This is a genomic window from Nitratireductor sp. GCM10026969 (assembly GCF_042660605.1).
In the GTDB taxonomy this organism is placed as follows: domain Bacteria; phylum Pseudomonadota; class Alphaproteobacteria; order Rhizobiales; family Rhizobiaceae; genus Chelativorans.
Map to the genome: position 1 here is coordinate 1 of NZ_JBHSUM010000061.1, position 23,419 is coordinate 23,419.

Sequence of the window (23,419 nt, forward strand, 5' to 3'; positions counted from 1 at the left end):
GCCGTGTCGGCACCGCGCAGGAAGGCTAGCGCAATGGCCGGCAGGCCGGCATAGATGAGCCCGGCTGCACTCCAGCCGCCGCTGCCGGAAAACGCGGCATGCGCCGCCACGACGGCAAAGGCGGCGCCGAGCGCAGCCAGCGAAAGCTGCGCCGACAGACCGGCGAGCATCGCCAGCATCACCGCTGCCAGCAGTGCCCAGGCCACAAGCCGGTTCGTGGGATGGCCGGATGTGCGCATGGCCATCCATTCGTGGAAGACGAGCATCGCCATGACGGCGGCGAGAAGACGGAAGGCGCCGCCGCCAAGCACGGTGATGCCCAGAACGAGGACGCCCAGAACGAGCGCCGATGCTATGCGCAGGCCGAGCTCACTGCCCGCCTTCCGGCTGCTCATGAAACGGCTTCTTGCGCTGCCGCGCCGCCGAAGCGCCGATCCCGCTCCTCGAACACGGCGATCGCGGCCGCAAGGTCATCCGATCCGAAATCGGGCCACCGGCACGGCACGAACACGAATTCCGCATAAGCCGCCTGCCACAACAGGAAGTTGGACAGGCGCTGCTCGCCGCTGGTGCGGATGATGAGGTCGGGATCGGGCATGTCCGCAGTGTCGAGACGCGCCTCGAAATCCTGCATCGTCACGTCCTCAGGATCGAGCCGCCCTGCTTTCGCCTCGACTGCCAAGGCGCGTGCGGCACGCAGGATCTCGTCGCGGCCGCCGTAATTGAAAGCGACGACGAGGTTCATGTTGGTGTTGCCGGCCGTCAGGCTCTCAGCCTCCCCGAGCAAGGCGGCGATATCCGGCTCCAGCCCGTCGCGCTTACCGACGATGCGCACGCGCACGCCGTTCTGGTGCAGTTCGGCAAGGTCGCGCCGAATGAAGAGCTTCAACAGCCCCATGAGGTCGGAGACCTCGGCCTTGGGGCGCGACCAGTTCTCGGAGGAAAAGGCGTAGACGGTCAACCAGCGGATGCCCATTTCGCCCGCCGCGCGCACGGTGCGGCGCAGCGCTTCCACGCCGGCGCGATGGCCGGCGGTGCGCGGCAGTCCGCGGGCGCGCGCCCAGCGACCGTTCCCGTCCATGATGATCGCGATATGCGCGGGCTTCACCGCTTTTTCCCCTTCCGGCCGACAGCCGCGCGCGGCGACCATCAAACCTGCATGATTTCCGCTTCCTTGTCGGCCAGCAGCCTGTCGATCGCGGCAATCGTCTCGTCGGTCATCTTCTGGACGCGATCGGACTGCGCGTGCGAGTCGTCCTGGCTGATCTCGCCTTCCTTTTCGGCCTTTTTGAGATGCTCCATGCCGTCGCGACGCACGTGGCGTGCCGCCACACGCGCATGCTCGGCATATTGATGGGCGATCTTCACCAGCTCCTTGCGCCGCTCCTCGTTGAGCTCCGGCAGCGGGATGCGCAGAGTTGCGCCTTCGACAATCGGATTGAAGCCCAGATTGGATTCGCGGATGGCCTTGTCCACCGCCTGCACCATGCCCTGATCCCATACGGTGACGGAGATCATCCGCGGCTCGGGCACCGAGACGGTCGCCACCTGGTTGATGGGCATGGAAGTCCCATACGCCTCCACGTGCACCGGGTCGAGAAGATTGGCCGAGGCGCGGCCGGTGCGCAGCGATGCGATATCATGCTTGAACGCGCTCACCGCACCGTCCATGCGCCGGTGCAAATCCTTGAAATCAACGCCCTCCGGCATCTCCGCCTCCTTACGCCTTCACCTCGTCGAGGGCCGGGCCGCCGTCGACAATCGTGCAGCGCCCTTCGCCTCTCAAAATAGCTCCAAAACCGCCCTTCTCGTGAATCGAGAAGACGATTATCGGTATGTTGTTCTCCCGCGCAAGGGCAATCGCAGCCATGTCCATGACACCCAGCCCGTCGCGCATAACGCGCTGATGCGTGAGGTGCTCGTAGCGCACGGCGTCCTTGTCCTTGTGCGGGTCGGCCGAATAGACGCCGTCGACCTGCGTGCCCTTGAACAGGGCGTCGGCGCCGATCTCCGCCGCCCTCAGCGCCGCCGCCGAATCCGTCGTGAAGAACGGATTGCCCGTACCGCCGGCGAAGATCACCACCTTGCCCTCGTTCATATAGGCGGTGGCCTGGCGCTGGGAAAAGCTTTCGCACAGCTCCGGCATGGCGACGGCCGACAGCACCACCGCCTCGACGCCGATCTTGATCAGCGAGGTGCGCAGCGCCAGCGAATTGATGACAGTGGCCAGCATGCCCATGTGGTCGCCGGTCACGCGGTCCCCGCCCTTGGAGGCGACCGCCACGCCGCGGAAGATGTTGCCACCGCCGATGACGACGCCGACCTCCACGCCCAGCGCCCGTGCCTCCGCGATATCAGCGGCGATGCGGTCGACCACGGAAACGTCGATGCCGAAGCCCTGATCTCCCATCAGCGCCTCGCCGGAGGCCTTCAGCACCACGCGTCGATATCGTCCGGTCACCTTCATCCTCTCCTCAGTGGGTGCCGCCGGCGTGCTGCGCCGCTACACCGCAAGGCTCCATCCGGGCCTACACGAAGGGCACCGCGTTGTCACGCGGCGCCCTTCGTTCTTCCGCCCCCCGGATGCGGATCGTTACTGCTTGGCCGCGGCCGCCACTTCGGCCGCGAAGTCGGACTCCTCGCGCTCAACCCCCTCGCCCAGCGCGAAGCGCAGGAAGCCGGAAATGGTGGCGGGGGCGCCGATCTCCTTCTCCGCTTCCTTCAGCGCCTGCTCGACGGTGAGGTCGGGATTGACGACGAAAGCCTGCTTGAGGAGCACGACCTCCTCGAAAAATTTGCGCAGACGGCCTTCGACCATCTTCTCAATGATGTTCTCCGGCTTGCCGGACTGGCGCGCCTGATCAGAGAAAATCTCCTTCTCGCGCGCCACGGCGACGGGATCGACCTCGGCCTCCGTCAGGGCCAGCGGGCTGGTCGCGGCGACATGCATGGCCACCTGGCGGCCGAAATTCTGCGCCGCCTCGGCATTGCCTTCCGTCTCGACGGCCACGAGAACCCCGATCTTGCCGAGCCCGTCGGCCACCGCATTGTGCACATAGGTGGCGACCGTGCCCTTGGAGACCGAAAGCTTGGCCGAGCGGCGCAGTGTCATGTTCTCGCCGATGGTGGCGATGGCATCGGTAACGGAGTCGGCGACCGACTTGCCGGTTCCGGGATAATCGGCCGCGGCCACTGCCTCGACGCTGCCGTCGGTGGAAAGCGCCACGGACGCCACATTGCGCACGAGATCCTGAAAGGCGTCGTTGCGGGCCACGAAGTCGGTCTCGGAATTGACCTCGACCATGACCGCCGACCCGCCCTGCGACGCGACGCCGATCAGGCCCTCGGCCGCCGTCCGGCCGGACTTCTTGTCGGCCTTGGAAATGCCCTTCTTGCGCAGCCAGTCGACCGCCGCCTCGAGATCACCGCCGGTCTCCGTCAGGGCGGTCTTGCAGTCCATCATGCCTGCGCCAGTCATCTCGCGCAGTTGTTTGACCTGTGCCGCTGAAATGCTCATCGTCGCCTCTTCATATCGAACTCATCGCACCGCCGGATCCGAAGGAACCGCGGCCGCCAGGGGCCGACGGCCCCGAAAAACGGGAAGGGTAACCCCCTTCCCTCAGGACTTGCCGGCCTCTTCGGTCGGGGCCTCCGCCGCCGGAGCCTCCTCCACCGGTGCTTCGGCTGCCGCGTCCGTTGCCGTTTCGCCCGCAGGTGCGGCGGCCTCGGCCGGCGCCTCCTCCAAAGCCGGCTCGCTCGGAGTCTCGGCAGATGCGCCGACATCCATGCCGAGCGCGCCCTGCTGGCGCTCGATGCCGTCGATCGCCGCCTTGGCGATCAGATCGCAATAAAGCGCAATGGCACGCGCGGCATCGTCGTTGCCCGGAATCGGATAGTCGATCTCGTCGGGATCGCAGTTGGAATCGACGATGGCCACGACCGGAATGCCCAGCCGCCGGGCCTCCTGCACGGCGATCGCTTCCTTGTTGGTGTCGATCACGAACATCATGTCCGGGGTCGAGCCCATGTCGCGGATGCCGCCGAGCGCCCGCTCCAGCTTGTCGCGCTCGCGTTCCAGGTTGAGCCGCTCCTTCTTGGTGAAGCCCTGGGCCTCACCCGACAGCATCTCGTCCAGGCGGCGCAGCCGCTGGATGGAATGGGAGATCGTCTTCCAGTTGGTCATCATGCCGCCGAGCCAGCGCGAGTTCACGTAGTACTGCGCGCAGCGCCTGGCCGAGTCGGCAACGATATCGGAGGCTTGGCGCTTGGTGCCGACAAAGAGCACCCGGCCGCCCTTGGCCACCGTGTCCGATACGGTCTTCAGCGCCTGATGCATCAGCGGCACCGTCTGGCTGAGATCGATGATGTGGATGTTGCTGCGGGCGCCGAAGATGTACGGGCCCATTTTCGGGTTCCAGCGGTGGGTCTGGTGTCCGAAATGCACGCCAGCCTCGAGAAGCTGGCGCATGCTGAAATCTGGCAGAGCCATTTTGCGTCTTCCTTTCCGGTTGAACCTCCGCGGATCGTCAGGCGGGCAAGCCCGCCACCGGAGGCGTCAGCCGGATGTCTCCCGGACAGATACCCAGTGATCCGCGTGTGGAATGCGCGGGCATATAGAGCCATATCGCCGCGAATGCAAGCACTGCCGCCGTCTTCAGCGCGCGTTTTCGGTTTCGCAGGCCTCTTGCTCCGCCTGGAGATCGAGATTGACCAGCTTTGCCGTCATGGAATAGTCCGGGTAGCGGATGAGCATGTCACGCTGGACACCGCTTTCGTGCAGCTTGAAGCTGACATTGTAGTCGCTGATCTCCTCGCCGTCCTTTGCCGACCCGTCAAAGTAGGCCGCTGTCACCGGCATGAACGTGTCTTCGGCGAGGTCTCCCAGCACCTTCCGCTCGGGATCGTCGCTTTCCACCGGCTTCGGCCTGCCTACAACGACCGAGATCATGACGGGCTGCTCGGCAAACTCGGTACCGTCGAAGATGGCGCTTTCATAGAAATTCTCCCCCGCCCGCGCCTTGTCCAGCAGCTCGCGAAGCTGCCCGGTGGGAAACAGGACGGGCGCAAAGCGCCGCTCGGTCTCTTCGGGCTCGTCGTAGGCGATGACCGTGCCGTCTTCTTCTCGCCTGGCGGTGCCCGCCACCTCGCTCTCCAGGTTCTCGTCGACAAAGGACTTGGTGACGAAGCGGAACGTCTCGCCCTTCGGATCCTCGAAGCTCGTCACCCTCTGATCGATCAGCCGCGGCCCGTCGGCCATATCAAAGCGCATGACAATGCGGCTCTTCAGGGTATAGCCTTCACATTCGGAGCCGGCGAACTCGAACACCCAGCGACCGTTCATCGCGTCGATATCCGATTCGTCGCTGGCCTCCGAAAGCGCCAGATCGTATACGGCGCGATGTGGCAGCAACGTCTGTGCGGCCGCCACTCCGGAGGCGGCGCTGAGGACGGAAGCCAGAAGGAAGAAGGCAAAGCGCGGCGGGCGCATGACAAATCTCCGTCAGGAACGGGTGTTACGGTGTCGCGCTTGTCAGACGCGGATGAAGGCAAGTCGTGCCGAAAGACAGGCCAACTTGCAAGGGCGAAGAGCGAGGGAATGATACATGGCCAATGCGATCGACAAGCGGCTTCTCGAACTGGGCGTCGAACTACCGGAACCGGCGAAGCCCGCGGCCAACTACGTTCCGTCCGTGTTGACCGGAAACCTGCTGGTGACCTCAGGCCAATTGCCGATGAAAGACGGCAAACTGATGGCCATGGGCCTGCTCGGCCGCGAACTCGGGACGGAGGCGGGCAAGCTGGCCGCCAAGTGGTGCGCCGTCAACGTGCTCGCCACCGCGCGCGCCGCGCTCGGTGACCTGGAGCGCATCCAAAGCATCCTCAAGATCTCGGTGTTCGTGGCATCGACGCCGGATTTCACCGAGCAGCATCTCGTTGCGAACGGAGCTTCCGATTTTCTCGTCGCCGCCCTCGGCGAGCGCGGCAAGCATGCCCGCTCCGCCATCGGCACGGCGGCCCTGCCGATGAATGCGCCGGTCGAAATCGAAGCCATGTTCGAAGTTTCATAAAGGCTGTCCGGAATCGCCCATGCAGGATACCGCCTGGCTGACATCGCGGGCGATCGCCCATCGCGGCCTTCACGACATGAACCGCCAAAGATGGGAAAACACGCTTTCGGCTTTCGCGGCGGCGGTCGAGCGCGGCTATGCAATCGAATGCGATGTCCACCGCGCCGCCGACGGGGTGCCGGTCGTCTTTCACGACGAGGAGCTGAAACGGCTCACCGGCCGGGAGGGGCGCGTGTGGCAGCACACCGCCGCCGAGCTCACGGGGCTCTCCGTCGGCGGCACGGAGGACCACATCCCGAGCCTTTCCGAGATGCTCGCCCTCGTCGACGGACGCGTGCCGGTGATCGTGGAACTGAAGGGCGTGGCCGGCCACGACCAGGGACTGGCGGAAGGGGTGCTCGACTGCCTCGCGGACTATCCGGGCAAGACCGCGCTGATGTCCTTCGATCACTGGATACTGCGCGACCTGGGCAGGCTCGGCGGTAACCTGCCCATCGGCCTGACGGCGCACGGCCGCTCGATGGCCGACATGGAGGCGCACTTCTCGATGCTCGCCCACGGCATTTCGTTCGCCTCCTATTGTGTAGACGACCTACCGAACCCGTTCGTCTCCTTCCTGCGCGAGCGCCTGTCCATGCCCGTCATCACCTGGACGGTGCGCAACGAGGCGGGCGTGGAGCGAACCTTCCGCTATGCCGACCAGATGACCTTCGAGGGATTTTCACCTTAGCCTCCGACACCTATCTGTGAACGAAGGCACAGGAACGTCATGCAGAAACCCGAGCCGGCAGCCACCCTGACCGTCGCCCCCAGTCTCGACGCCTTCACGCGCGAGGAATGGTCTCGCCTGTCCGGCGCCGACCCGGCGAACTGCAGGGTGCCCTACAATCCGTTCGTCTCCTACGATTTCCTGAAATCGCTCGAGGAAAGCGGCTGCGCGGTGCGCGAAACGGGCTGGCTCGGCCAGCATCTGCGGCTCGAAGATGCCGAGGGCCTGCTCATCGGTGCGGTGCCCTGCAATCTGAAGTCCCACAGCCAGGGCGAATATGTCTTCGATCATGGCTGGGCCGACGCGTTCGAGCGGGCCGGCGGGCGCTACTATCCAAAGCTGCAGGTCTCCGTCCCCTTCACGCCGGCCACCGGTCCGCGGCTGCTCGTTGGCGGAAATACCGATCCGGCCGCGGCGCGACAGGCGCTCGCCCAGGGACTGAAGACGCTGACGGATCGTCTCGGCGTGTCTTCGGCACACGTCACCTTCGCGCCCGACCAGGACGTCACGGCGCTCAAGGAGGCCGGCTTTCTCGTGCGCACGGACCAGCAGTTCCATTTCTTCAACGAAGGTTACACCTCCTATGACGATTTCCTGGCCGGCCTCGCCTCGCGCAAGCGCAAGGCGCTGAAAAGGGAGCGTCGCGCGGCCCTCGAGGCAGGCATCGAAATCGAATGGCTGACCGGCGGTGAGCTCACGGAAGCGGTCTGGGACGATTTCTTCACCTTCTACATGGACACGGGCAGCCGCAAATGGGGGCGGCCTTATCTCAACCGGCTCTTTTTCTCGCTGATCAGCGAGCGCATGGCCGACGACATCCTTCTGGTCATGGCCAGGCGCAACGGGCGCTACATCGCAGGCGCCCTCAACTTCATCGGCGGCGACGCGCTCTACGGCCGCAACTGGGGCGCGATCGAACACCATCCGTTCCTGCATTTCGAGGTCTGCTACCACCAGGCGATCGAATTCGCGATCGCCAGAGGCCTGAAGCGCGTCGAGGCTGGCGCCCAGGGGGAGCACAAGCTGGCGCGCGGCTATCTGCCGGTCACCACGCGCTCGGCGCACTACATTGCCCATCCGGGCCTGCGACGGGCCGTCGCCGACTATCTGGAGCACGAACGCCAGGACATCTCCGCCATCGGCGGCATCCTGGCCGAGCACTCGCCCTACAAGAAAGGCGGCTAGCGCAAGCCTCTTGACCGCGGCGTCGGCAGGCCACAAACATCCCTGCCCGAGTTCCCAAGGACGAGGTAGAACATGACCACCAAGGCCTATGACAAGGACAATCCCTTCGCCAAGATCCTGCGCGGCGAGCTTCCTTCCCACAAGCTCTACGAGGACGACGATACGCTTGCGATCATGGACATCATGCCGCGCGGAGACGGCCATTGCCTGGTGCTTCCCAAAAAGCCCGCACGCAATCTCCTTGACGTGGACACCGACAGCCTCGCCGCGGTGATGCGCACCGTTCAGAAGGTCGCGCGCGCGACCATGAAGGCCTTCGACGCCGAAGGCGTGACCGTCCAGCAGTTCAACGAGCCCGCCGGCGGCCAGGTGGTCTTTCACCTGCATGTCCACATCCTGCCGCGCTTCGAGGGCGTGGCGTTGCGCCCGCATACGGGCGAGATGGCGGATCAGAACGTGCTCGCCGAGCAAGCGGGCAAGATCCGCGCCGCGCTGGACGACGCCTCGTGACCATCCCGGTGCTCGCGATCAATCTGGATCGCTCGAAGGACCGCTGGGAAGAACTGGTCAAACGCGCCGCCCTCGTCGACGTTGCGCCGGAGCGAATTCCGGCCGTGGACGGCAAGGCCATCGATCCGGCCGAATGGCACGAATTCGATGCCCGCGGTTTCAGGCTGCGGCATGGACGCCATCCGCTCGCCGCCGAATATGGCTGCTATCTGAGCCACATCCGCGCCCTTGATCGGGTGATCGAGTCCGGTGCGCCCCATGCCGTCATCGTGGAGGACGACACGGATTTCAAGACGGACTTCCTTCCGCGCCTCGAAGCGCTGACGCGGCTTTCCCCCGCCCCCGACGTCATCAAGCTCTACAACCACCGCCTCAGCGGCTTTCTGCCGAAGGCCACAAGCGCGGCGGGCGACGTTGTCGGCCGGTGTATTCACGGTCCCCTCGGCTCGGCCATGGGCTATCTCGTGACACGGCAGGGTGCCGTCAAATTGCGCCGGGCACTCCTGCCGATCTCGCTGCCCTATGACATCGCGCTCGAGCGCGGGTGGTCGCATGGCGCTAGCATTGTGACGACCAGGAAACCTCTACTCAAGCGGGTGAAGTCCGCCTCGACGATTTCACCCGCCGGCTATAAGCCGACGAAATTCCCCTTCTACATGCGCATCCCGACCGCCCTTTTTCGCGGGCAGGACTACCTGCGAAGAGCGGCCTATGCAGCCCGCGGCTGAGCGCCGCGGCCTCATCAGATCCACGTCGTCGGCTTGCTCACACAGCCTTGCCGCTGCCGCCGGTAAAAACAGTAGAAACCGAAGGCGCCGCAAAACCAGAGATAGGATTCGCCGATGGCCAGGCGGATATTCGAATTGCTGAAGATCGTCACGCAGAAGAACAGGAACACGCAGAAAAATGCGTTGAAGGCGGAAGAATCGATGATGCCTTCCCGCTTCGCCCGCCAGACCTGCCGGATCACCCAGGAGAAGAGAACGGCATAGAAGATCAGGCCGACAACGCCGTAGCGGATCGCGATCTCGAGATAGCCGTTGTGGAGCAGATTGTAATCGGCGGCGGGATAGGCGCGCGTCTGCCATTTGTCGAGCCATGTCACGCCTTGCCCGAAGATCGGAGCTTCCGCCCAGATCAGAATGGCGCTCGCCCACAGCATGAGGCGCTCGCGAAGACTCTCGGGCACGGTGTAGTCGCGAATGGCATGTCCCATGCTCTCCAGAAGGCCAGAGCCGTCGGCGATCGCCGACAAGAGCTCCATCATCGCCTCCGCGGTGTCGCCGGCGACCGTGCGAATTCCGTCCCAAGCCACGAAGACGGTGACAACCACAGCGGCGAAGGCAAGGCCGAGGATCGCCAGCACCCCACGCCGTGCGCTGTGCATCGTCGCGATCAAAAGCAGCTGGACGGGAAGCGCCGCAGCCAAGGCGACCCAAACACCCTTGGATTCAAGGGCGTAGATGTTGGCAAGCCCGAGGAACAGGATGGCGAACGACAGAACGACCAGCCCGGCACGCAAGGTCCCCCGCATGTCGTCGCGGCGCAACAGATAGCTCGCAAAGGGCAGCATGCACAGGACGACCATGCCTTGCGCCGTGGCGGCGTGGATCGGGTTTTCGTGCAGGACCACTTCGGCGCGGCGCCCCTCGACGATCGCCATGGGGTCGAAGGAGACCGCGGCCACGATGAAGCTGATCAGCACGAAGGCGACAACGGCAATGAACGGACGGCGAATCCCGACGAGAAGCGCATAGCCTGAAATCGTGTAGAACAGGGGGAAAAGATATATCCCCTCCGACGAGCCGATACCGGCCTCGGAATACACGGTGGCGTCGTAGAGAAATCTCGTGGCGACATAGATGCCCCACGCTATGCAAAGCAGCCCGATATAACCGATCAGGGGCTTGTCTTCAGACCTGAAATCCGAACGGAAATAAATGACGGTGACGGGAAGGAGCGCTGCAAGCGCAACATATCTGTAGGCGTCACTTTCGATCCAGACCGCCGATATGAAGATGAGAAGAAGCCCGTGGGCGATGACATCTCGGGCAAAGGCCGTCGAAAAATAGCGGCTGGGGGGATCCTCACGCAAGGGCATTCACTCTGACTAATCAGCTGCAGGCAGCACTTTCTGGAGAAGGTGGAAAGACCGGCAGCAGAACGCTCCAGCCAAGGCCACGCCGGCGCCAGGCAGTGGCTCGTCCGGATGGCGGATAAAAAGAAATCGGAACATCAAGAATCCCGAATCTTCACAACGCCCCAACCTCGCCCGTTCATGGCCCACATCTTGCCTTTCTTCAAGCAGACGTCGGCATCTTTGTCTCGGATCGAGCGGCCTTTTCGCAGAATCATAGCAGGGATGTGACAAAGATGCCGCTCCCCAGGACGGCTTCGCCTGCCAGGATGCCGACGAGGACCTTCTTGCCGGCCGCCAGGTAGGCCGCAAACCCTGCCAGCCCGGCCGAAAGCCGCAAAAGCAGTGGCGTGGCCGCCAACGCACCGCTTGGAAAGACGACCAGATTGGCGATCACCGCCGCCACCAGCGCCGTGGCAATACAGCGCACCAGCACGAGGATTTCGGATTCCTCGGTGATCCGTCCACCGAGAAAGACCCCTAGAAAGCGCCAGAAATCCGTCGCCAGCCAGCCGGCGAGCAGGATAAAGAGATAGGGCCACCACCAGGCGTCGATCGCGGAAAAACTCACGCCTGCCGCCTCCGCTTGCCAATGAGATGCAGGCCGAAGGCGGCACTGCCCGCAAGCAAGCCGGCGGCGACCAGATCGAAGCCGGGTGTGAGGAGATGGAAGACCGGGCCCAGCGCAAGGCCGAAGAGCATGGCCGCCTGCCCTGCCCGTTCGCGTGCCGAACCCCACAGCGAGGTGAGAAAGTACAACGGCGTGAGGAAGAAAAGCGCGGCGGAAACGGCCGGCGGGAGGCGCGCGGCGAGCACGAAGACCAGCGTGACCACCACCATGTTGTTGAGAATCAAGGTGCTGCCGAGCCCCGCATAGAAGGAAGCGCGCATGGTCTTCGGCACCGAGCGAAAGCGCTCCATTGCCACCACCCACGAGGTAACGGCAACGAAATGCGACAGGAGATAGAGCACCCAGGACGACGTCTTCGGCGTGCGGATTTCCGGGATCAGGGTCACCACCATGGGCGCCAGCCGCACCGACGAGAGCGTCACCGCGAACGCCGCCGCCAGAAGACCATTGCCGGCGAGGATCGCACCGACAAGAACGACCTTTGCCGGAAGGGCCCAGACAATGCCGGTCATGAAGAGTGTCTGCGTGAGCGTCAGCCCGGCATCGCGCGCCAGCCCCGCGAAACCGACGAAGGCACTTGCCAGGATCAGGCCCGGTATCGAGAACGCAGCCTGGGCGCCGCGCCGGAACCAGAGGAGGCGCTTTTCTTCCCGGCCGGAACGGGGAGTTTCGGAACAGCTCATGGAACTCGCCGGATAGCACAGGCAGCGGCAATATGCGACGGACCACCGGTTCCGTGCGCTTGGCTCACGCCGACCCTTCCGTTTGCGCCAGCCGTAGCGTCAAAAAGAAAGAGCGCGGGCCTCGCGGACCCGCGCTCTTCTATTCCATGGAAGGGATGTCTCAGCCCTTTCGCGGCAGCTGCGGTACAAGGCTGCGCTTGGGTGGCTCCTTCGGCGCCGGCGGACGCTTTGCCGCCTTCGGCTTGGCCTTCTTCGCCGCCTGCTTCGGCTTCTTCGACCGCTCGGACTCGCGCTTCGGCTTGACCGGCGTGTCGTCGGGGATCACCTCAAGCTTCAGCGAGTCCTCGCCGGCTTCGTTCTTCTGCAACGAGACTCGCACCGTGCCGCCGCGCTTCAGCTTGCCGAACAGCACCTCCTCGGCGAGCGGCTTCTTGATGTGCTCCTGGATCACGCGGCCAAGCGGACGCGCGCCCATGCGCTCGTCGTAGCCCTTCTCGGCCAGCCAGGCCACCGCTTCGTCGGTCAGGTCGAAGGTGACGCGGCGCTCGGCAAGCTGGGCCTCGAGCTGCATGACGAACTTCTGGACCACCTGATGCACCACCGGCACCGGCAGCGAGCCGAACGGAATGACGGCGTCGAGACGGTTGCGGAACTCCGGCGAGAAGAGCCGGTTGATCGCCTCCATGTCGTCGCCTTCGCGCTTCGAAGAGCCGAAACCGATCGCTGGCCTCGCCATCTCCGAGGCTCCCGCATTGGTCGTCATGATCAGGATGACGTTACGGAAGTCGATGCTCTTGCCGTTGTGGTCCGTCAGCTTGCCGTGATCCATGACCTGAAGGAGGATATTGAACAGGTCCGGATGCGCCTTCTCGATCTCGTCGAGGAGAAGCACGCAATGCGGATTCTGGTCCACCCCGTCGGTCAGCAGACCACCCTGGTCGAAGCCGACATAGCCCGGAGGCGCACCGATCAGCCGCGAGACCGTGTGGCGCTCCATGTACTCCGACATGTCGAAGCGCAGAAGTTCGACGCCGAGCGAGGCGGCAAGCTGCTTGGCCACCTCCGTCTTGCCGACGCCCGTGGGCCCGGAGAACAGATAGGAGCCGATCGGCTTTTCCGGCTCGCGCAGGCCGGCGCGGGCGAGTTTGATGGAGGAGGCCAGCGCCTCGATGGCCTGCTCCTGGCCGTAGACCACGCGCTTGAGCTCCGCCTCCAGCCCGGAGAGAACCTTCTCGTCGTCGGCCGAGACGGTCTTCGGAGGAATGCGTGCCATGGTGGCGATCGTGTTCTCAATCTCCTTGACGCTGATGGTCTTGCGCCGCCGGGATTCGGGCAGAAGCTTCTGCGAAGCACCCGTCTCGTCGATCACGTCGATCGCCTTGTCCGGCAGCTTGCGGTCGCTGATATAGCGGGCCGACAGCTCCACCGCCGCCTTCACCGCCTCGTTGGTGTATTTCACCTTGTGGAAGGTTTCGAAATACGGCTTCAACCCTTTCATGATCTCGATCGCATCGTCCACGCTCGGCTCGTTGACGTCGATCTTCTGGAACCGCCGCACCAGCGCACGATCCTTCTCGAAGAACTGCCTGAACTCCTTGTAGGTGGTTGATCCGATGCAGCGGATCGCCCCCGATGCGAGCGCAGGCTTGAGGAGGTTGGAAGCATCCATGGCACCGCCCGAGGTGGCACCGGCGCCGATGACCGTGTGAATCTCGTCGATGAAGAGGATGGCGCCCGGGAAGTCCTCGAGCTCCTTGACGACCTGCTTCAGCCGCTCCTCGAAATCGCCGCGATAGCGGGTGCCGGCCAGAAGCGTGCCCATGTCGAGGGCGAAGATCGTGGAATCGAGCAGAACCTCCGGCACGTCGCCTTCGACGATGCGCTTGGCCAGCCCCTCGGCGATGGCGGTCTTGCCGACACCCGGATCGCCCACATAGAGCGGGTTGTTCTTGGAGCGGCGGCACAGCACCTGGATGGTGCGGTTGATCTCCGGCTCGCGGCCGATCAGGGGATCGATGCGTCCGGAGCGGGCCTTCGCGTTGAGATTGACGCAGTAGGCGGACAGCGCGTCCTGCTGCTGCTTCTTCTTCGTGCCCTCCTCCGTCTCGGCGCCCGGCGCAGCCTGATCCTCGTCGGCGCCGCGCGGCGGACGTGCCTCGGAAGCGCCGGGCCGCTTGGCGATGCCGTGACTGATGTAGTTGACCGCGTCGTAGCGGGTCATCTGCTGTTCCTGCAGGAAATAGGCGGCATGGCTTTCGCGCTCGGCGAAGATGGCGACGAGCACGTTGGCGCCGGACACCTCCTCCCGGCCCGAGGATTGCACATGGATAACGGCGCGCTGAATGACGCGCTGGAAACCCGCGGTCGGTTTGGAATCCTCATCGTAACCGGTGACGAGATTGTCGAGCTCGCCATCGATATAGTCGAGGACCGTGCGCCGCAACTCGTCCAGATCGACATTGCACGCCCGCATGACGGCGGCCGCGTCGTTGTCGTCGATCAGCGCCAGAAGCAGGTGCTCGAGCGTTGCATATTCATGGTGGCGTTCGTTGGCATAGGTCAGCGCTTGGTGAAGCGCGCGTTCCAGGCCCTGCGAGAAAGCCGGCATTCAATACCTCATTTCTTCTCCATCACGCATTGCAGCGGATGCTGATGCTGACGGGCAAAATCCATGACCTGAGCCACCTTGGTCTCGGCCACTTCGAAAGTGTAGACGCCGCATTCGCCGACGCCGTGATTGTGGACGTGCAGCATGATTCTGGTCGCCGCTTCCCGGTCCTTCTGGAAAAACCGTTCCAGCACGTGAACGACAAACTCCATCGGCGTGTAGTCGTCGTTCAAAAGCAACACGCGGTAGAGACTCGGCTTCTTGGTCTTCGTCCGGGTTCGTGTGATGACGGCGGTGCCGCGCCCGGTGTTTTTGCCGTCATCGTCGCCTCGGGCCATCCGCAAAGCGTCGCCTGGCATTTTGCTCTCGCCGATCGTCAATGGTCCATGCTTCCCGCCGCTCCCCTCAAGAGGAGCGACATGTAGGTACTCGAACAGGGATTTTAAGCCCTTCTGCCGCGCTGACAATACGGATTGCGTGTCCGTCGCCGTCAAATTTTCCTGCACGAGACCCGCAATTCTCTCGCCTGCTGGTGAAAGTGACAAACCGAGGCCCAGACCCCGCTGCCGAACTGGCCAGTGAGGCCACCGCGGCACACCGATCACGCCACCCGTCCCTTCTTCCATCTAAGGCTCGCTATGACCGATTTCAAAGGCAGATGCGATAATCGGGCCGGCTGCGGCGCGGCAGCGTCGGAACATTCCCGCGGCAGATGATTTGGCTATCATACGACCGCCATTTTCCAATGCCTTGTGGGTTGCGGCCAGCCGGGACGGTGCACCCGACGGCTTGCGTCTCGTTCAACTGTTCCGCTCCGCGCGGTACGGCGCATCGACATGCGTGTCGGGGTTCATGCCGTGCCTTGCCGCGAGGGGGTCGCCCATCATCGTCCAACGCAAGAAGAAAACAAGTGCAATGCATTGCAGACCGAGGTGCCCGAGCCGGCGATCATGCCGTACCAAACCACAGCCAATTCGCTTCAAATTTGCAAAATTCCCGAAGGGTTTCGAAAACCGTAAACGGATTGGTAACGGCGCGCGCCATACCGTTCTTCAAAGACTCCGGTCCAAGATCACGGTCAGAATAGGTGCGGTTGTGCGTCAGGCTCACACAGGTCTCGTTGGATCCTTCCAGAATGTCTCCCGTATAGTCGCCGCGGTGATGATGGCTGCCCTGGTGGCAGCGCTGTTCACGGCGGCACCGGCGGCGGCGAACGCGAAATATGCGGGGATCGTCGTCGACGCCAAGACGGGTGAAGTCCTGTACGAGGACAGCGCGGATTCGCCCCGCTATCCCGCTTCGCTCACCAAGATGATGACGCTCTACCTGGTCTTCGAAGCGATGGAGAGCGGAAAGATTTCGAAGAATTCGCGTGTGCCGGTCTCGCGCAATGCCGCCGCCGAGCCGCCGACCAAACTCGGCGTGCCTGCCGGGCAAAGCATCACCCTCGAGCAGGTGATCTACGCCCTGGTGACGCGGTCCGCCAACGACATCTCGACCGCCGTTGCGGAGTTCCTCGGCGGCTCGGAAGCCAAGTTCGCCGCCATGATGACAAGGAAAGCGCACCAGCTCGGCATGTCCTCCACTACCTTCAAGAACGCCCACGGGCTGCCCAACAGCGCGCAGAAAACGACGGCGCGCGACATGGCCCGCCTCGGTATCGCGCTGCGCGAGCACTTCCCGCAATACTACGACTATTTTTCCACCCGCTCCTTCACCTATGGCGGGCGCCGCATCAGCAGCCACAACAACCTCCTGGGTAACGTGAAAGGCGTCGACGGCATCAAGACCGGCTATATCCGCGCCTCCGGCTTCAACCTCGTCAGCTCGGTGGCGACCGGCGGCAAGAGCATCGTGGCGGTGGTGATGGGCGGCCGCACGGCCCGCAGCCGTGACGCGCACATGGCCGACCTCATCCGTCGCACCCTGCCCAAGGCGTCCACCGGTTCCGACCGCATGCTGATCGCCAAGGGTGGCCCGGCTGATCGAATGGTCGCAAGCACGCTGCCGAAGAAAGCCCCCATACCCGACGTCAGGCCCGAGCCCGCAGCTCCCGTCGTCGTCGGCTACGCCGAGGAAAATGCACCGGTTGCCGCCGCCGCCGCGGCGCTTTCCAAGGCAGTTGCCGAAAAGGACGAGCAGGAGGAGATCGATCCGCTTCCCACAGCCTCGACCACCGTGAAGGGCTGGGTGATTCAGGTCGCTTCCATGCCCAGCGAGCAGGATGCACGCCGTCTGCTCGCCGAGACGAGCCAGGAGGTGCCGAGCGTGCTTGCCGATGCGACCCCCTTCACGGAGGTCTTCGAGATGAAGGGTCGGACCTACTATCGCGCGCGCTTCGGCGGATTCGCAGGCAAGTCCGCGGCCTGGAGCGCGTGCGAATCGCTCAAGAAGAAGAACGTGGCCTGCTACGCGGTTCAGAACTGACCGTTACCGCTCTGCCCGGTGAGTATTGCGTCCAAGGAGGGCTATTCGTGTTGGGACAGGAGAACGTCTCGGGCTTCGTTGATGCGGGCGGCAAGAAAGGACGAGCCGCCCATATCGGGATGCAGACGCTGCATCAGGCGGCGGTGTGCCTTGCGGATTTCCGCCGCACCCGCCCCCGCTTCAAGACCAAGGACCTCGTAAGCCTCCTCCTTGGTCATGCGGCCAGGAGTGGGCGCGCCGCCCTGCCCCGCGCCCTCGTGCGTATCCGCGCGTTCGCGCCAGACGGGAAAGCGGCTGTCAAGATACGTCTCCAATAGCTGCAGGCTCTCGCCATCCTCGGCGAGCTCGCTTCTGAGCGCCAGGAGTTCCTCCAGACTCATCTGTGCAAGACGCCGGCCCTCGTGACGCCCCGCCAGCACCGTTCCCGCGAGTGCACCGGTATCGTGGTCGAGTTCCATCTCGAGCGCGGCAGAGCGCACAGTCGAACGCTGGCCCGCCGAGGGCCGCGGACGCGCACGGATCCGGTTGGAACCGAGCCAGGCGGCGGCGCCTGACAGAAGCATGCCGCCGAGCCCCGCCCGCCCGGCGAAAAGCATGATCAGCCCGACCAGCCCGAGCACCACCGGGCCGGCAAACCGGAGCGCGCTGGCGATACCGGCCGGGCTTGCCCGCATGAAGGCGACCGCCGCAAGAAGCAGCAGCAGAAGAAGCGCGAACGCGACAAAGGCTACGGTCATCGCCTCCCGCTCAGATGCTCGATCATGAGCCGGTCCTCCGGGCGCCCCCGCTTCTCAAGCGCCGGCAGGCCGCCTGTCGCGAAAACCGCCACCGACGAAAGCAGCTTTGCAAGTGTATCGGCCGAACTGCGGTCGAAGCGGAACCAGGCCCCGCGGGACAGCCGGGCGATCTCTCGGAAGGCGTTTGTCGCCACGGGGTTCGTCCCTTCCTGGAAGAGGAAGACGGGGATATTTTTCAGGCCCAGCTCGCCTGCCTTCTCTGCCAGAAGATCGACATCCTCCTCCATCGCATCGCCGATGAAGACCAGGGCGTTCACCTTTCCCCGCCCACTCTCCTTCAACGCATGCGAAAGCACCTTGCCGATCTGCGTCTGTCCGCCGCGGCAGTCGATGCGCGTCATAAGCCGCTTGAGCGCTTCCGTATCGGCAACGAAACGGGATGCGGCGCATTCGCCGAAGCCGCGGTAGTAGACGAGCTGCACGTTGAGGGCACCCGCCCGGCCGACGGCGTCGAACATGCTCGCCTGGATTTCGCAGGCGAGGTCCCAGGTTGGCTGACGGCTCATGGTGGCGTCGAGCGCCAGGATCAGGCGGCCTGCTCCTTCACCTCGGACGGCCATTGCGCGCGCCTGGCGCACGAAAGCTTCTACGGCCGCGGTGTCCGAGCGCGGCTTGGCGATGTCGGCCCCGCTTTCCGGCCGAACCGGCGTCTTCTTTTCACTCATGAAAACAAGATGTGGTTGCGCGGGCCGGCTGGCAAGCCCGAAAACACCGCCCGTCAAAGCAGGCCCAGTTCCGTCAGCTCACGGCGCAGGTGGTCCGGCATCTCGTCACCCTCGGCGCCCGACTTCAGATCCGCCGGCGCGTCCTCCCCCCTCAGGTAGCGCCAGCCCTGGAACGGGCGCCGTGGCTGCCATTCCGTGCGCGTGATCTCCGGCTGAAGAACCAGCTGACAGCGCGAGATGCCCTCTGCGTCGATGAAGGGCCGGATCTCCAGGAGGCGCTGGCGGCACTGCACCATGCCTTTCATGACCCAGTAGAGCGACCCGCCGGCGCACAGTTCCTCCATGCGCTTCGGCACCATCCGCGTGGTGTGGATCTGCTCGGCCGGCTCGCCGCGCCGCCGCCGCTCCTCGAGCCGCCCGGAAACCCAAGCTTCCAGCATGTCGGGGCTTTCGCAGCCAACACAGAGTTTGATGAGATGAAGGGCCATGGGCGTTTTTTAGGGCGCCAGGAGGGCAGAAGGAAGGCGCAGCCGGGTGCATTCCACAGTTCCCATCCGATCAGCCGGGGATATCGCCGGCCCATCGATGCCTGAACTCGGAATGGACGGCTTGCGTCGGCGCAGGGAAATCCGGATCCGCGAACGCACCGACAGCCACGGCGATCAACTCCGGCATGCGTCGAGGTTCCCACCAGACCGTCGAGCCGCAACCGGGGCAGAAGTGAAAGCTCACAGGAAAACCGCTGTCGGAGGGGCGCGTGTAACAGTTGCTGGCCCCCTCGATACTCAAGGCATCCCGGCGGAAGAACGCGGCAATGCCGTAGGTGCGCCTCTGGCAGGCGAGACAATGGCACAGGGAGACCTTTTCGGGCTCGCCGATGCAGGTCACGCGAAGGCTTCCGCAAGCACAGGTCGCAATTCTTGCCACACTCATCCCTCCCGCACCCGGCATTCCGCCCTCGCCCTTCGACAGGCTCAGGGTGAGGGCGCGCGTTTACGCTCTGGTGCAAGACCAACCCCGCATCGCGGCCTCTTTGCCTTCATCCTCACTGTAAGCCTGTCGAACCATAAGGGTGAAAGCACGACCGTTGCCACCGCTAGCACTCCACCACGTTGACCGCCAGACCGCCGAGACTCGTCTCCTTGTAGCGCTCGTTCATGTCGATGCCGGTCTGGCGCATGGTCTCCACCGCCGCGTCGAGCGAGACGAAATGTGTTCCGTCCCCTTTCACCGCCAGGGACGCGGCGGTGACGGCCTTCACCGCGCCCAGCGCGTTGCGCTCGATGCAGGGCACCTGGACGAGGCCGGCGACCGGATCGCAGGTCATGCCGAGATGATGCTCGAGCGCGATCTCGGCGGCGTTCTCCACCTGCTCCGGCGTGCCGCCCATGACGGCGGCGAGCCCGGCGGCGGCCATGGCAGAGGCCGATCCCACCTCGCCCTGGCAGCCGACCTCGGCGCCGGAGATGGATGCGTTGTGCTTAACGATGCCGCCGACGGCGGCCGCTGTCAGCAGGAAGTCGCGGATGCCCTTCTGGTCGGCGTCGACGTGGAAACGTAGCCAGTAGCGCAGCACCGCCGGCACGACACCGGCCGCGCCGTTGGTTGGGGCGGTGACGACGCGCCCGCCGGCCGCGTTCTCCTCGTTGACGGCCATGGCGTAGACGGAAAGCCAGTCATTGGCCGAAAGCGGGTTCGGCCGATTCTGCCGCCACTCCTCCTGAAGCGTTTCATGAAGCCGGCGGGCGCGGCGGCGAACGTTCAGCCCGCCGGGCATGACGCCCTCCTGGGACAGGCCGCGCTCGACACAGCCGTGCATCGCCTCCCAGATGCGGTCGAGCCCGGAATCGAGCTCGGCCGCGCTGATGCGGGACTCTTCGTTCGCCCGCTTCATCTCGGCGATGGAAAGCCCGCTTTCGGCGGCCATGGCCAGCATCTCGCGGGCGTTGGCGAATGGATAGGGCACGTCGTGCTCGGCGGCCTGTTTGCCGCGTGCCTGGAGCGCCTGGAGCTCTTCTTCCGAAACCACGAAGCCGCCGCCGACCGAATAATAGACCCGGCGCAGCAGGAGGCGGCTATCGGCATCGAAGGCGGAAAACGCCAGCCCGTTGGCATGGCCCGGAAGCGGCGCCTTCCTGTCGAAGACGAGGTCCGTCTCGGGATCGAAATCGTAGCCGGGATGGCCCGGTGGATCGAGCCGCCGCGTCCGCCGGATGCGTTCGAGGATCCCGTCCGCCGTATCGGGATCGATCGTTGTCGGGGTGAGACCGTTCAGGCCCAGGATCACTGCCCGGTCGGTGGCATGGCCGACGCCCGTGAAAGCCAGCGATCCGTGCAGGCTGGCCGCCAGCCGCGACACCGTCGCGCCGGCGGGGCGCGGCCATTCGCCTTCGGCGAGCTCGTCCAGGAAACGCTCCGCCGCCACCATCGGTCCCATGGTATGGGAACTCGACGGGCCGATGCCGATCTTGAAGAGATCGAAGACGGAAAGGAACATCATTCAACTCCAGCCAGCCGGCGTATCGCTCCGAACCCCCGAAGGTTTTCGGAAAGCGGGATGCGCGGTTTCAGCTTACAGCGTTCCTTGTGCGTCCCAAAGGACGCATTGCGCTGTAGAGGCCGCATCCATGCGCCGTATCGGCAGCATATGCGTGTCAGGAAGCGACATGACAAGGCAACCGAACGAACCGGGGCGCGGCTTCTGCGGCCGCGCCCCGGTTCATGGAAGTGGACTGAATCTTTTTCTGCTTAGCTGGCCGCGATCACGGCCAGCGATTCGCTTCCGGCAAAGAGCCAGGCCAGCAGGATGATGCCGGCGAGGCCAATCGCTGCCTTGGCGGTGACGCCCCAGCAGGATTTCTGAACGCTATCGTCCATTGAATTCCCGTCATTTCGTTTGTTCACGCGACGGTCCCCTCTTCCCCTGACCGGTCGCTTAAGCGGGGCATACTCCCACGCTATCGGCGAAGCAACAGAAAAAACGGCCGAAGAAGGGCGACGTACCGCCGAACGCCGCCGGCATATAAGGATCCTTCCAGGGGATTCAATAGCTTGCACCGAACGGGATGTTGGTAAATTTTCAACAAAGAAGGCGAAATTCGGGCGCGTGAAACACCCCGCCCCTGCGTCAGGCCGGCCTCTGCGCGGGGGCCGGCAGCAGGGTGTCCGTCCGTCCCACGAGCCAATAGGCGAAAAGCCCCAGCCATTCGCGCAGTGCCACGGTCGTGTTGCGCAACGAGTCGAGCACGTTGTCGGCGGCAAGGCCGACACGTTCATTGCCGGCGGTCTTGTAGTCGACCGGCCACGGCACGACGGGAAATCCCGCGTTCCGAAAAACGGCGACCGCGCGCGGCATGTGGTAGGCCGAGGTGACCAGAAGCCAGGTCTCGCCCGGGTGGGGGTCGATGTGTTTTCTGGAAAAGGCCGCGTTCTCGTATGTATCCCGCGACTGGTTCTCGAGCTCGATGCGCTCCCGTGCCACTCCCAACGCGGTCAAGAGACGCGGCGCGGTATCGGCATCGCCCTCGCCTTCCAAAAAGACCGAACCGGACCCGCCGGAAACGACCAGCCGCGCCTCGGGATACCGGCGCGCCAGAATCGCCGCCTCGATCAGCCGGTCGCCGCTCGCGTTCAGTTCATAACCGCCGCGTTCCAGGTTGATCGCACCTTCGAAGCCGCCGCCAAGAATGAGGATGCCGTCGACATCCGCCGGCGCTTGCGCGGGCCTGTGAAAACGTTCCTCCAAGGGATGCAGGAGCATCGCACCGAGGGTCGTCCAGCCTGCGAGGCCGAGTACGAGCAGGCCGAGGAACCCGGCGGCGAGCGCGACCCGCCGCCAATGGAGCAGCGAAGCGGCAAGCGTAGCCGCAAACAAGAGCCCCACCAGATTGACGGGCTGAAGCAGCGCCCAGAAGACCGCCGAGGCGAGATGGAACAAGAAGCGCCTCCCCCCTGCCTCAGCCGGCGCCGTGGCGCATCACCTCACCACCAGCGCTGCGGCGAGAAGCGCCCGGCGGCCTTCTCGATCACATGGCCGGTGCGGAAGAGCGTCTCCTCGTCGAATGGCCGGCCGATGAGCTGCAGGCCGAGGGGCAGGCCCTTTGCGTCCAGCCCGGCCGGAACGGCGATCCCCGGCAGGCCGGCCATGTTCACCGTCACGGTGAAGATGTCGTTCAAGTACATCTTCACCGGATCGGCGGCCATGTCCTGGTCGGCAATGCCAAAGGCGGCGGAGGGGGTCGCCGGGGTGAGAATGGCGTCCACGCCCTGGTCGAAGACGGTCTCGAAGTCGCGCTTGATCAGCGTGCGCACCTTCTGGGCCTTGAGATAGTAGGCGTCGTAATAGCCGGCCGACAGCACATAAGTGCCGATCATGACGCGCCGCTTCACCTCGCGGCCGAAGCCGGCTGCGCGAGTCTTCTCATACATCTCGGTAACGTCGCCGCCCGGCACGCGCAGGCCGTAGCGCACGCCGTCATAGCGGGCGAGGTTGGACGAGGCCTCAGCCGGCGCGACGATGTAATAGGCGGGCAGCGCGTATTTGGTGTGCGGCAGGGAGATGTCGACGATCTCCGCGCCCGCCTCGCGCATCCACTCGACGCCCTTCTGCCACAGCGCCTCGATCTCGGCGGGCATGCCGTCGACGCGGTATTCCTTCGGGATGCCGATCTTCAGTCCCTTCACCGACTGTCCGACCGCCGCCTCATAGTCCGGCACCGGCCGGTCGACGGAGGTCGTGTCCTTGGCGTCGACTGAGGCCATGGATTTCAGGAGAATGGCGGCATCGCGCACGTCCCGCGCGATCGGGCCGGCCTGGTCGAGCGAGGAGGCGAAGGCGACCGTGCCCCAGCGCGAGCAGCGCCCATAGGTCGGCTTGATGCCCACGGTGGCCGTGAAGGCGGCGGGCTGGCGGATCGACCCGCCGGTATCGGTCGCCGTC

At 64.6% G+C, this 23,419-nt stretch carries 27 protein-coding genes; 6 read left to right on the plus strand and 21 right to left on the minus strand.

All coding sequences use genetic code 11. The annotated features are described in order from the left end of the window. The 7 genes from ACFP9U_RS13695 to ACFP9U_RS13725 all read right to left on the minus strand — a co-directional run. On the minus strand, positions 1–395 hold a 395-nt coding region (locus ACFP9U_RS13695), incomplete at its 3' end, for a phosphatidate cytidylyltransferase (RefSeq protein WP_378622199.1). Beyond that, positions 392–1,150: an isoprenyl transferase gene (locus ACFP9U_RS13700; RefSeq protein WP_378622201.1), complete on the minus strand. Its 759-nt coding sequence runs from the start codon at positions 1,148–1,150 to the stop codon at positions 392–394. The genes ACFP9U_RS13700 and ACFP9U_RS13695, both read right to left, overlap by 4 nt. Then, complete coding sequence (gene frr, locus ACFP9U_RS13705; RefSeq protein WP_378622202.1) at positions 1,150–1,710, minus strand: ribosome recycling factor; 561 nt, start codon at positions 1,708–1,710, stop codon at positions 1,150–1,152. Before frr ends, ACFP9U_RS13700 begins: the two co-directional genes overlap by 1 nt. A gap of 10 nt (positions 1,711–1,720) precedes the next feature. Continuing rightward, complete coding sequence (gene pyrH, locus ACFP9U_RS13710) at positions 1,721–2,467, minus strand: UMP kinase (RefSeq protein WP_322450215.1); 747 nt, start codon at positions 2,465–2,467, stop codon at positions 1,721–1,723. A 126-nt stretch (positions 2,468–2,593) separates the two neighbouring features. Continuing rightward, positions 2,594–3,517: a translation elongation factor Ts gene (tsf, locus tag ACFP9U_RS13715; RefSeq protein ID WP_378622204.1), complete on the minus strand. Its 924-nt coding sequence runs from the start codon at positions 3,515–3,517 to the stop codon at positions 2,594–2,596. A gap of 102 nt (positions 3,518–3,619) precedes the next feature. Further along, positions 3,620–4,489 (minus strand): 30S ribosomal protein S2, encoded by an 870-nt coding sequence (rpsB, locus tag ACFP9U_RS13720; protein ID WP_378622206.1) that lies wholly within the window; start codon positions 4,487–4,489, stop codon positions 3,620–3,622. Positions 4,490–4,654: 165 nt separating this feature from the next. Next, complete coding sequence (locus ACFP9U_RS13725) at positions 4,655–5,488, minus strand: cell envelope integrity EipB family protein (protein WP_378622207.1); 834 nt, start codon at positions 5,486–5,488, stop codon at positions 4,655–4,657. Positions 5,489–5,603: 115 nt separating this feature from the next. On the opposite strand from ACFP9U_RS13725, the gene ACFP9U_RS13730 reads away from it, so the two are divergent. The 5 genes from ACFP9U_RS13730 (at position 5,604) to ACFP9U_RS13750 (ending at position 9,260) form a co-directional block, all read left to right on the plus strand. After that, entirely contained in the window at positions 5,604–6,068 is a 465-nt protein-coding gene (locus tag ACFP9U_RS13730) for a RidA family protein (RefSeq protein WP_378622209.1), read from the plus strand. A 19-nt stretch (positions 6,069–6,087) separates the two neighbouring features. Beyond that, entirely contained in the window at positions 6,088–6,798 is a 711-nt protein-coding gene (locus ACFP9U_RS13735) for a glycerophosphodiester phosphodiesterase (RefSeq protein ID WP_378622210.1), read from the plus strand. Positions 6,799–6,837: 39 nt separating this feature from the next. Then, the gene (locus tag ACFP9U_RS13740) at positions 6,838–8,022 is read left to right on the plus strand and encodes a GNAT family N-acetyltransferase (RefSeq protein ID WP_378622212.1); all 1,185 of its coding nucleotides are present in this window, start codon (positions 6,838–6,840) and stop codon (positions 8,020–8,022) included. A 72-nt stretch (positions 8,023–8,094) separates the two neighbouring features. Next, the gene (locus ACFP9U_RS13745) at positions 8,095–8,532 is read left to right on the plus strand and encodes an HIT family protein (RefSeq protein ID WP_378622214.1); all 438 of its coding nucleotides are present in this window, start codon (positions 8,095–8,097) and stop codon (positions 8,530–8,532) included. Next, positions 8,529–9,260, plus strand: a complete 732-nt coding sequence (locus ACFP9U_RS13750) for a glycosyltransferase family 25 protein (RefSeq protein WP_378622215.1) — start codon at positions 8,529–8,531, stop codon at positions 9,258–9,260. Before ACFP9U_RS13745 ends, ACFP9U_RS13750 begins: the two co-directional genes overlap by 4 nt. A gap of 14 nt (positions 9,261–9,274) precedes the next feature. Here ACFP9U_RS13750 and ACFP9U_RS13755 read toward each other — a convergent pair whose 3' ends face one another. From ACFP9U_RS13755 to ACFP9U_RS13780, 6 genes are all read right to left on the minus strand, one after another. Further along, on the minus strand, positions 9,275–10,627 hold the full coding sequence (locus ACFP9U_RS13755; protein ID WP_378622217.1) for an O-antigen ligase family protein: 1,353 nt from the start codon (positions 10,625–10,627) through the stop codon (positions 9,275–9,277). Positions 10,628–10,883: 256 nt separating this feature from the next. Next, positions 10,884–11,240 carry an AzlD domain-containing protein gene (locus ACFP9U_RS13760; RefSeq protein WP_322450204.1) on the minus strand — a complete coding sequence of 119 codons (357 nt, stop codon included), beginning with the start codon at positions 11,238–11,240 and terminating at the stop codon, positions 10,884–10,886. Next, on the minus strand, positions 11,237–11,983 hold the full coding sequence (locus ACFP9U_RS13765) for an AzlC family ABC transporter permease (protein WP_378622219.1): 747 nt from the start codon (positions 11,981–11,983) through the stop codon (positions 11,237–11,239). The genes ACFP9U_RS13760 and ACFP9U_RS13765 overlap by 4 nt, the downstream gene beginning before the upstream one ends. A 160-nt stretch (positions 11,984–12,143) precedes the next feature. After that, on the minus strand, positions 12,144–14,591 hold the full coding sequence (clpA, locus tag ACFP9U_RS13770; protein ID WP_378622220.1) for an ATP-dependent Clp protease ATP-binding subunit ClpA: 2,448 nt from the start codon (positions 14,589–14,591) through the stop codon (positions 12,144–12,146). A gap of 8 nt (positions 14,592–14,599) precedes the next feature. Next, complete coding sequence (clpS, locus tag ACFP9U_RS13775; RefSeq protein WP_322450520.1) at positions 14,600–14,929, minus strand: ATP-dependent Clp protease adapter ClpS; 330 nt, start codon at positions 14,927–14,929, stop codon at positions 14,600–14,602. A 610-nt stretch (positions 14,930–15,539) separates the two neighbouring features. Beyond that, a complete protein-coding gene (locus tag ACFP9U_RS13780; RefSeq protein ID WP_378622222.1) occupies positions 15,540–15,701 on the minus strand; it encodes a hypothetical protein in 162 nt (53 codons plus the stop codon). Between the two features lie 54 nt (positions 15,702–15,755). Here ACFP9U_RS13780 and ACFP9U_RS13785 point away from each other — a divergent pair, with 54 nt between their 5' ends. Further along, a complete protein-coding gene (locus tag ACFP9U_RS13785; RefSeq protein ID WP_378622224.1) occupies positions 15,756–17,018 on the plus strand; it encodes a D-alanyl-D-alanine carboxypeptidase in 1,263 nt (420 codons plus the stop codon). 41 nt (positions 17,019–17,059) lie between these two features. Here the strand turns inward: ACFP9U_RS13785 and ACFP9U_RS13790 are convergent, their stop codons facing one another. The 8 genes from ACFP9U_RS13790 to ACFP9U_RS13825 all read right to left on the minus strand — a co-directional run. Continuing rightward, the gene (locus ACFP9U_RS13790; protein ID WP_378622226.1) at positions 17,060–17,755 is read right to left on the minus strand and encodes a DnaJ domain-containing protein; all 696 of its coding nucleotides are present in this window, start codon (positions 17,753–17,755) and stop codon (positions 17,060–17,062) included. After that, on the minus strand, positions 17,752–18,480 hold the full coding sequence (locus tag ACFP9U_RS13795; RefSeq protein WP_378622228.1) for a VWA domain-containing protein: 729 nt from the start codon (positions 18,478–18,480) through the stop codon (positions 17,752–17,754). Before ACFP9U_RS13795 ends, ACFP9U_RS13790 begins: the two co-directional genes overlap by 4 nt. Before the next feature lie 53 nt (positions 18,481–18,533). Then, positions 18,534–18,968 carry a DUF1489 family protein gene (locus ACFP9U_RS13800; protein WP_378622229.1) on the minus strand — a complete coding sequence of 145 codons (435 nt, stop codon included), beginning with the start codon at positions 18,966–18,968 and terminating at the stop codon, positions 18,534–18,536. Between the two features lie 70 nt (positions 18,969–19,038). Beyond that, a complete protein-coding gene (locus ACFP9U_RS13805; RefSeq protein WP_378622231.1) occupies positions 19,039–19,368 on the minus strand; it encodes a GFA family protein in 330 nt (109 codons plus the stop codon). 208 nt (positions 19,369–19,576) lie between these two features. Then, positions 19,577–20,977, minus strand: coding sequence for an L-serine ammonia-lyase (locus ACFP9U_RS13810; protein WP_378622236.1), 1,401 nt, complete (start codon positions 20,975–20,977; stop codon positions 19,577–19,579). A 251-nt stretch (positions 20,978–21,228) separates the two neighbouring features. Continuing rightward, positions 21,229–21,357: a hypothetical protein gene (locus ACFP9U_RS13815; RefSeq protein WP_322450193.1), complete on the minus strand. Its 129-nt coding sequence runs from the start codon at positions 21,355–21,357 to the stop codon at positions 21,229–21,231. Positions 21,358–21,607: 250 nt separating this feature from the next. Beyond that, the gene (locus ACFP9U_RS13820) at positions 21,608–22,417 is read right to left on the minus strand and encodes a YdcF family protein (RefSeq protein ID WP_378622233.1); all 810 of its coding nucleotides are present in this window, start codon (positions 22,415–22,417) and stop codon (positions 21,608–21,610) included. Between the two features lie 44 nt (positions 22,418–22,461). Further along, a partial coding sequence (locus tag ACFP9U_RS13825; protein WP_378622234.1) for an amidase family protein occupies positions 22,462–23,419 on the minus strand: 958 nt, incomplete at its 5' end.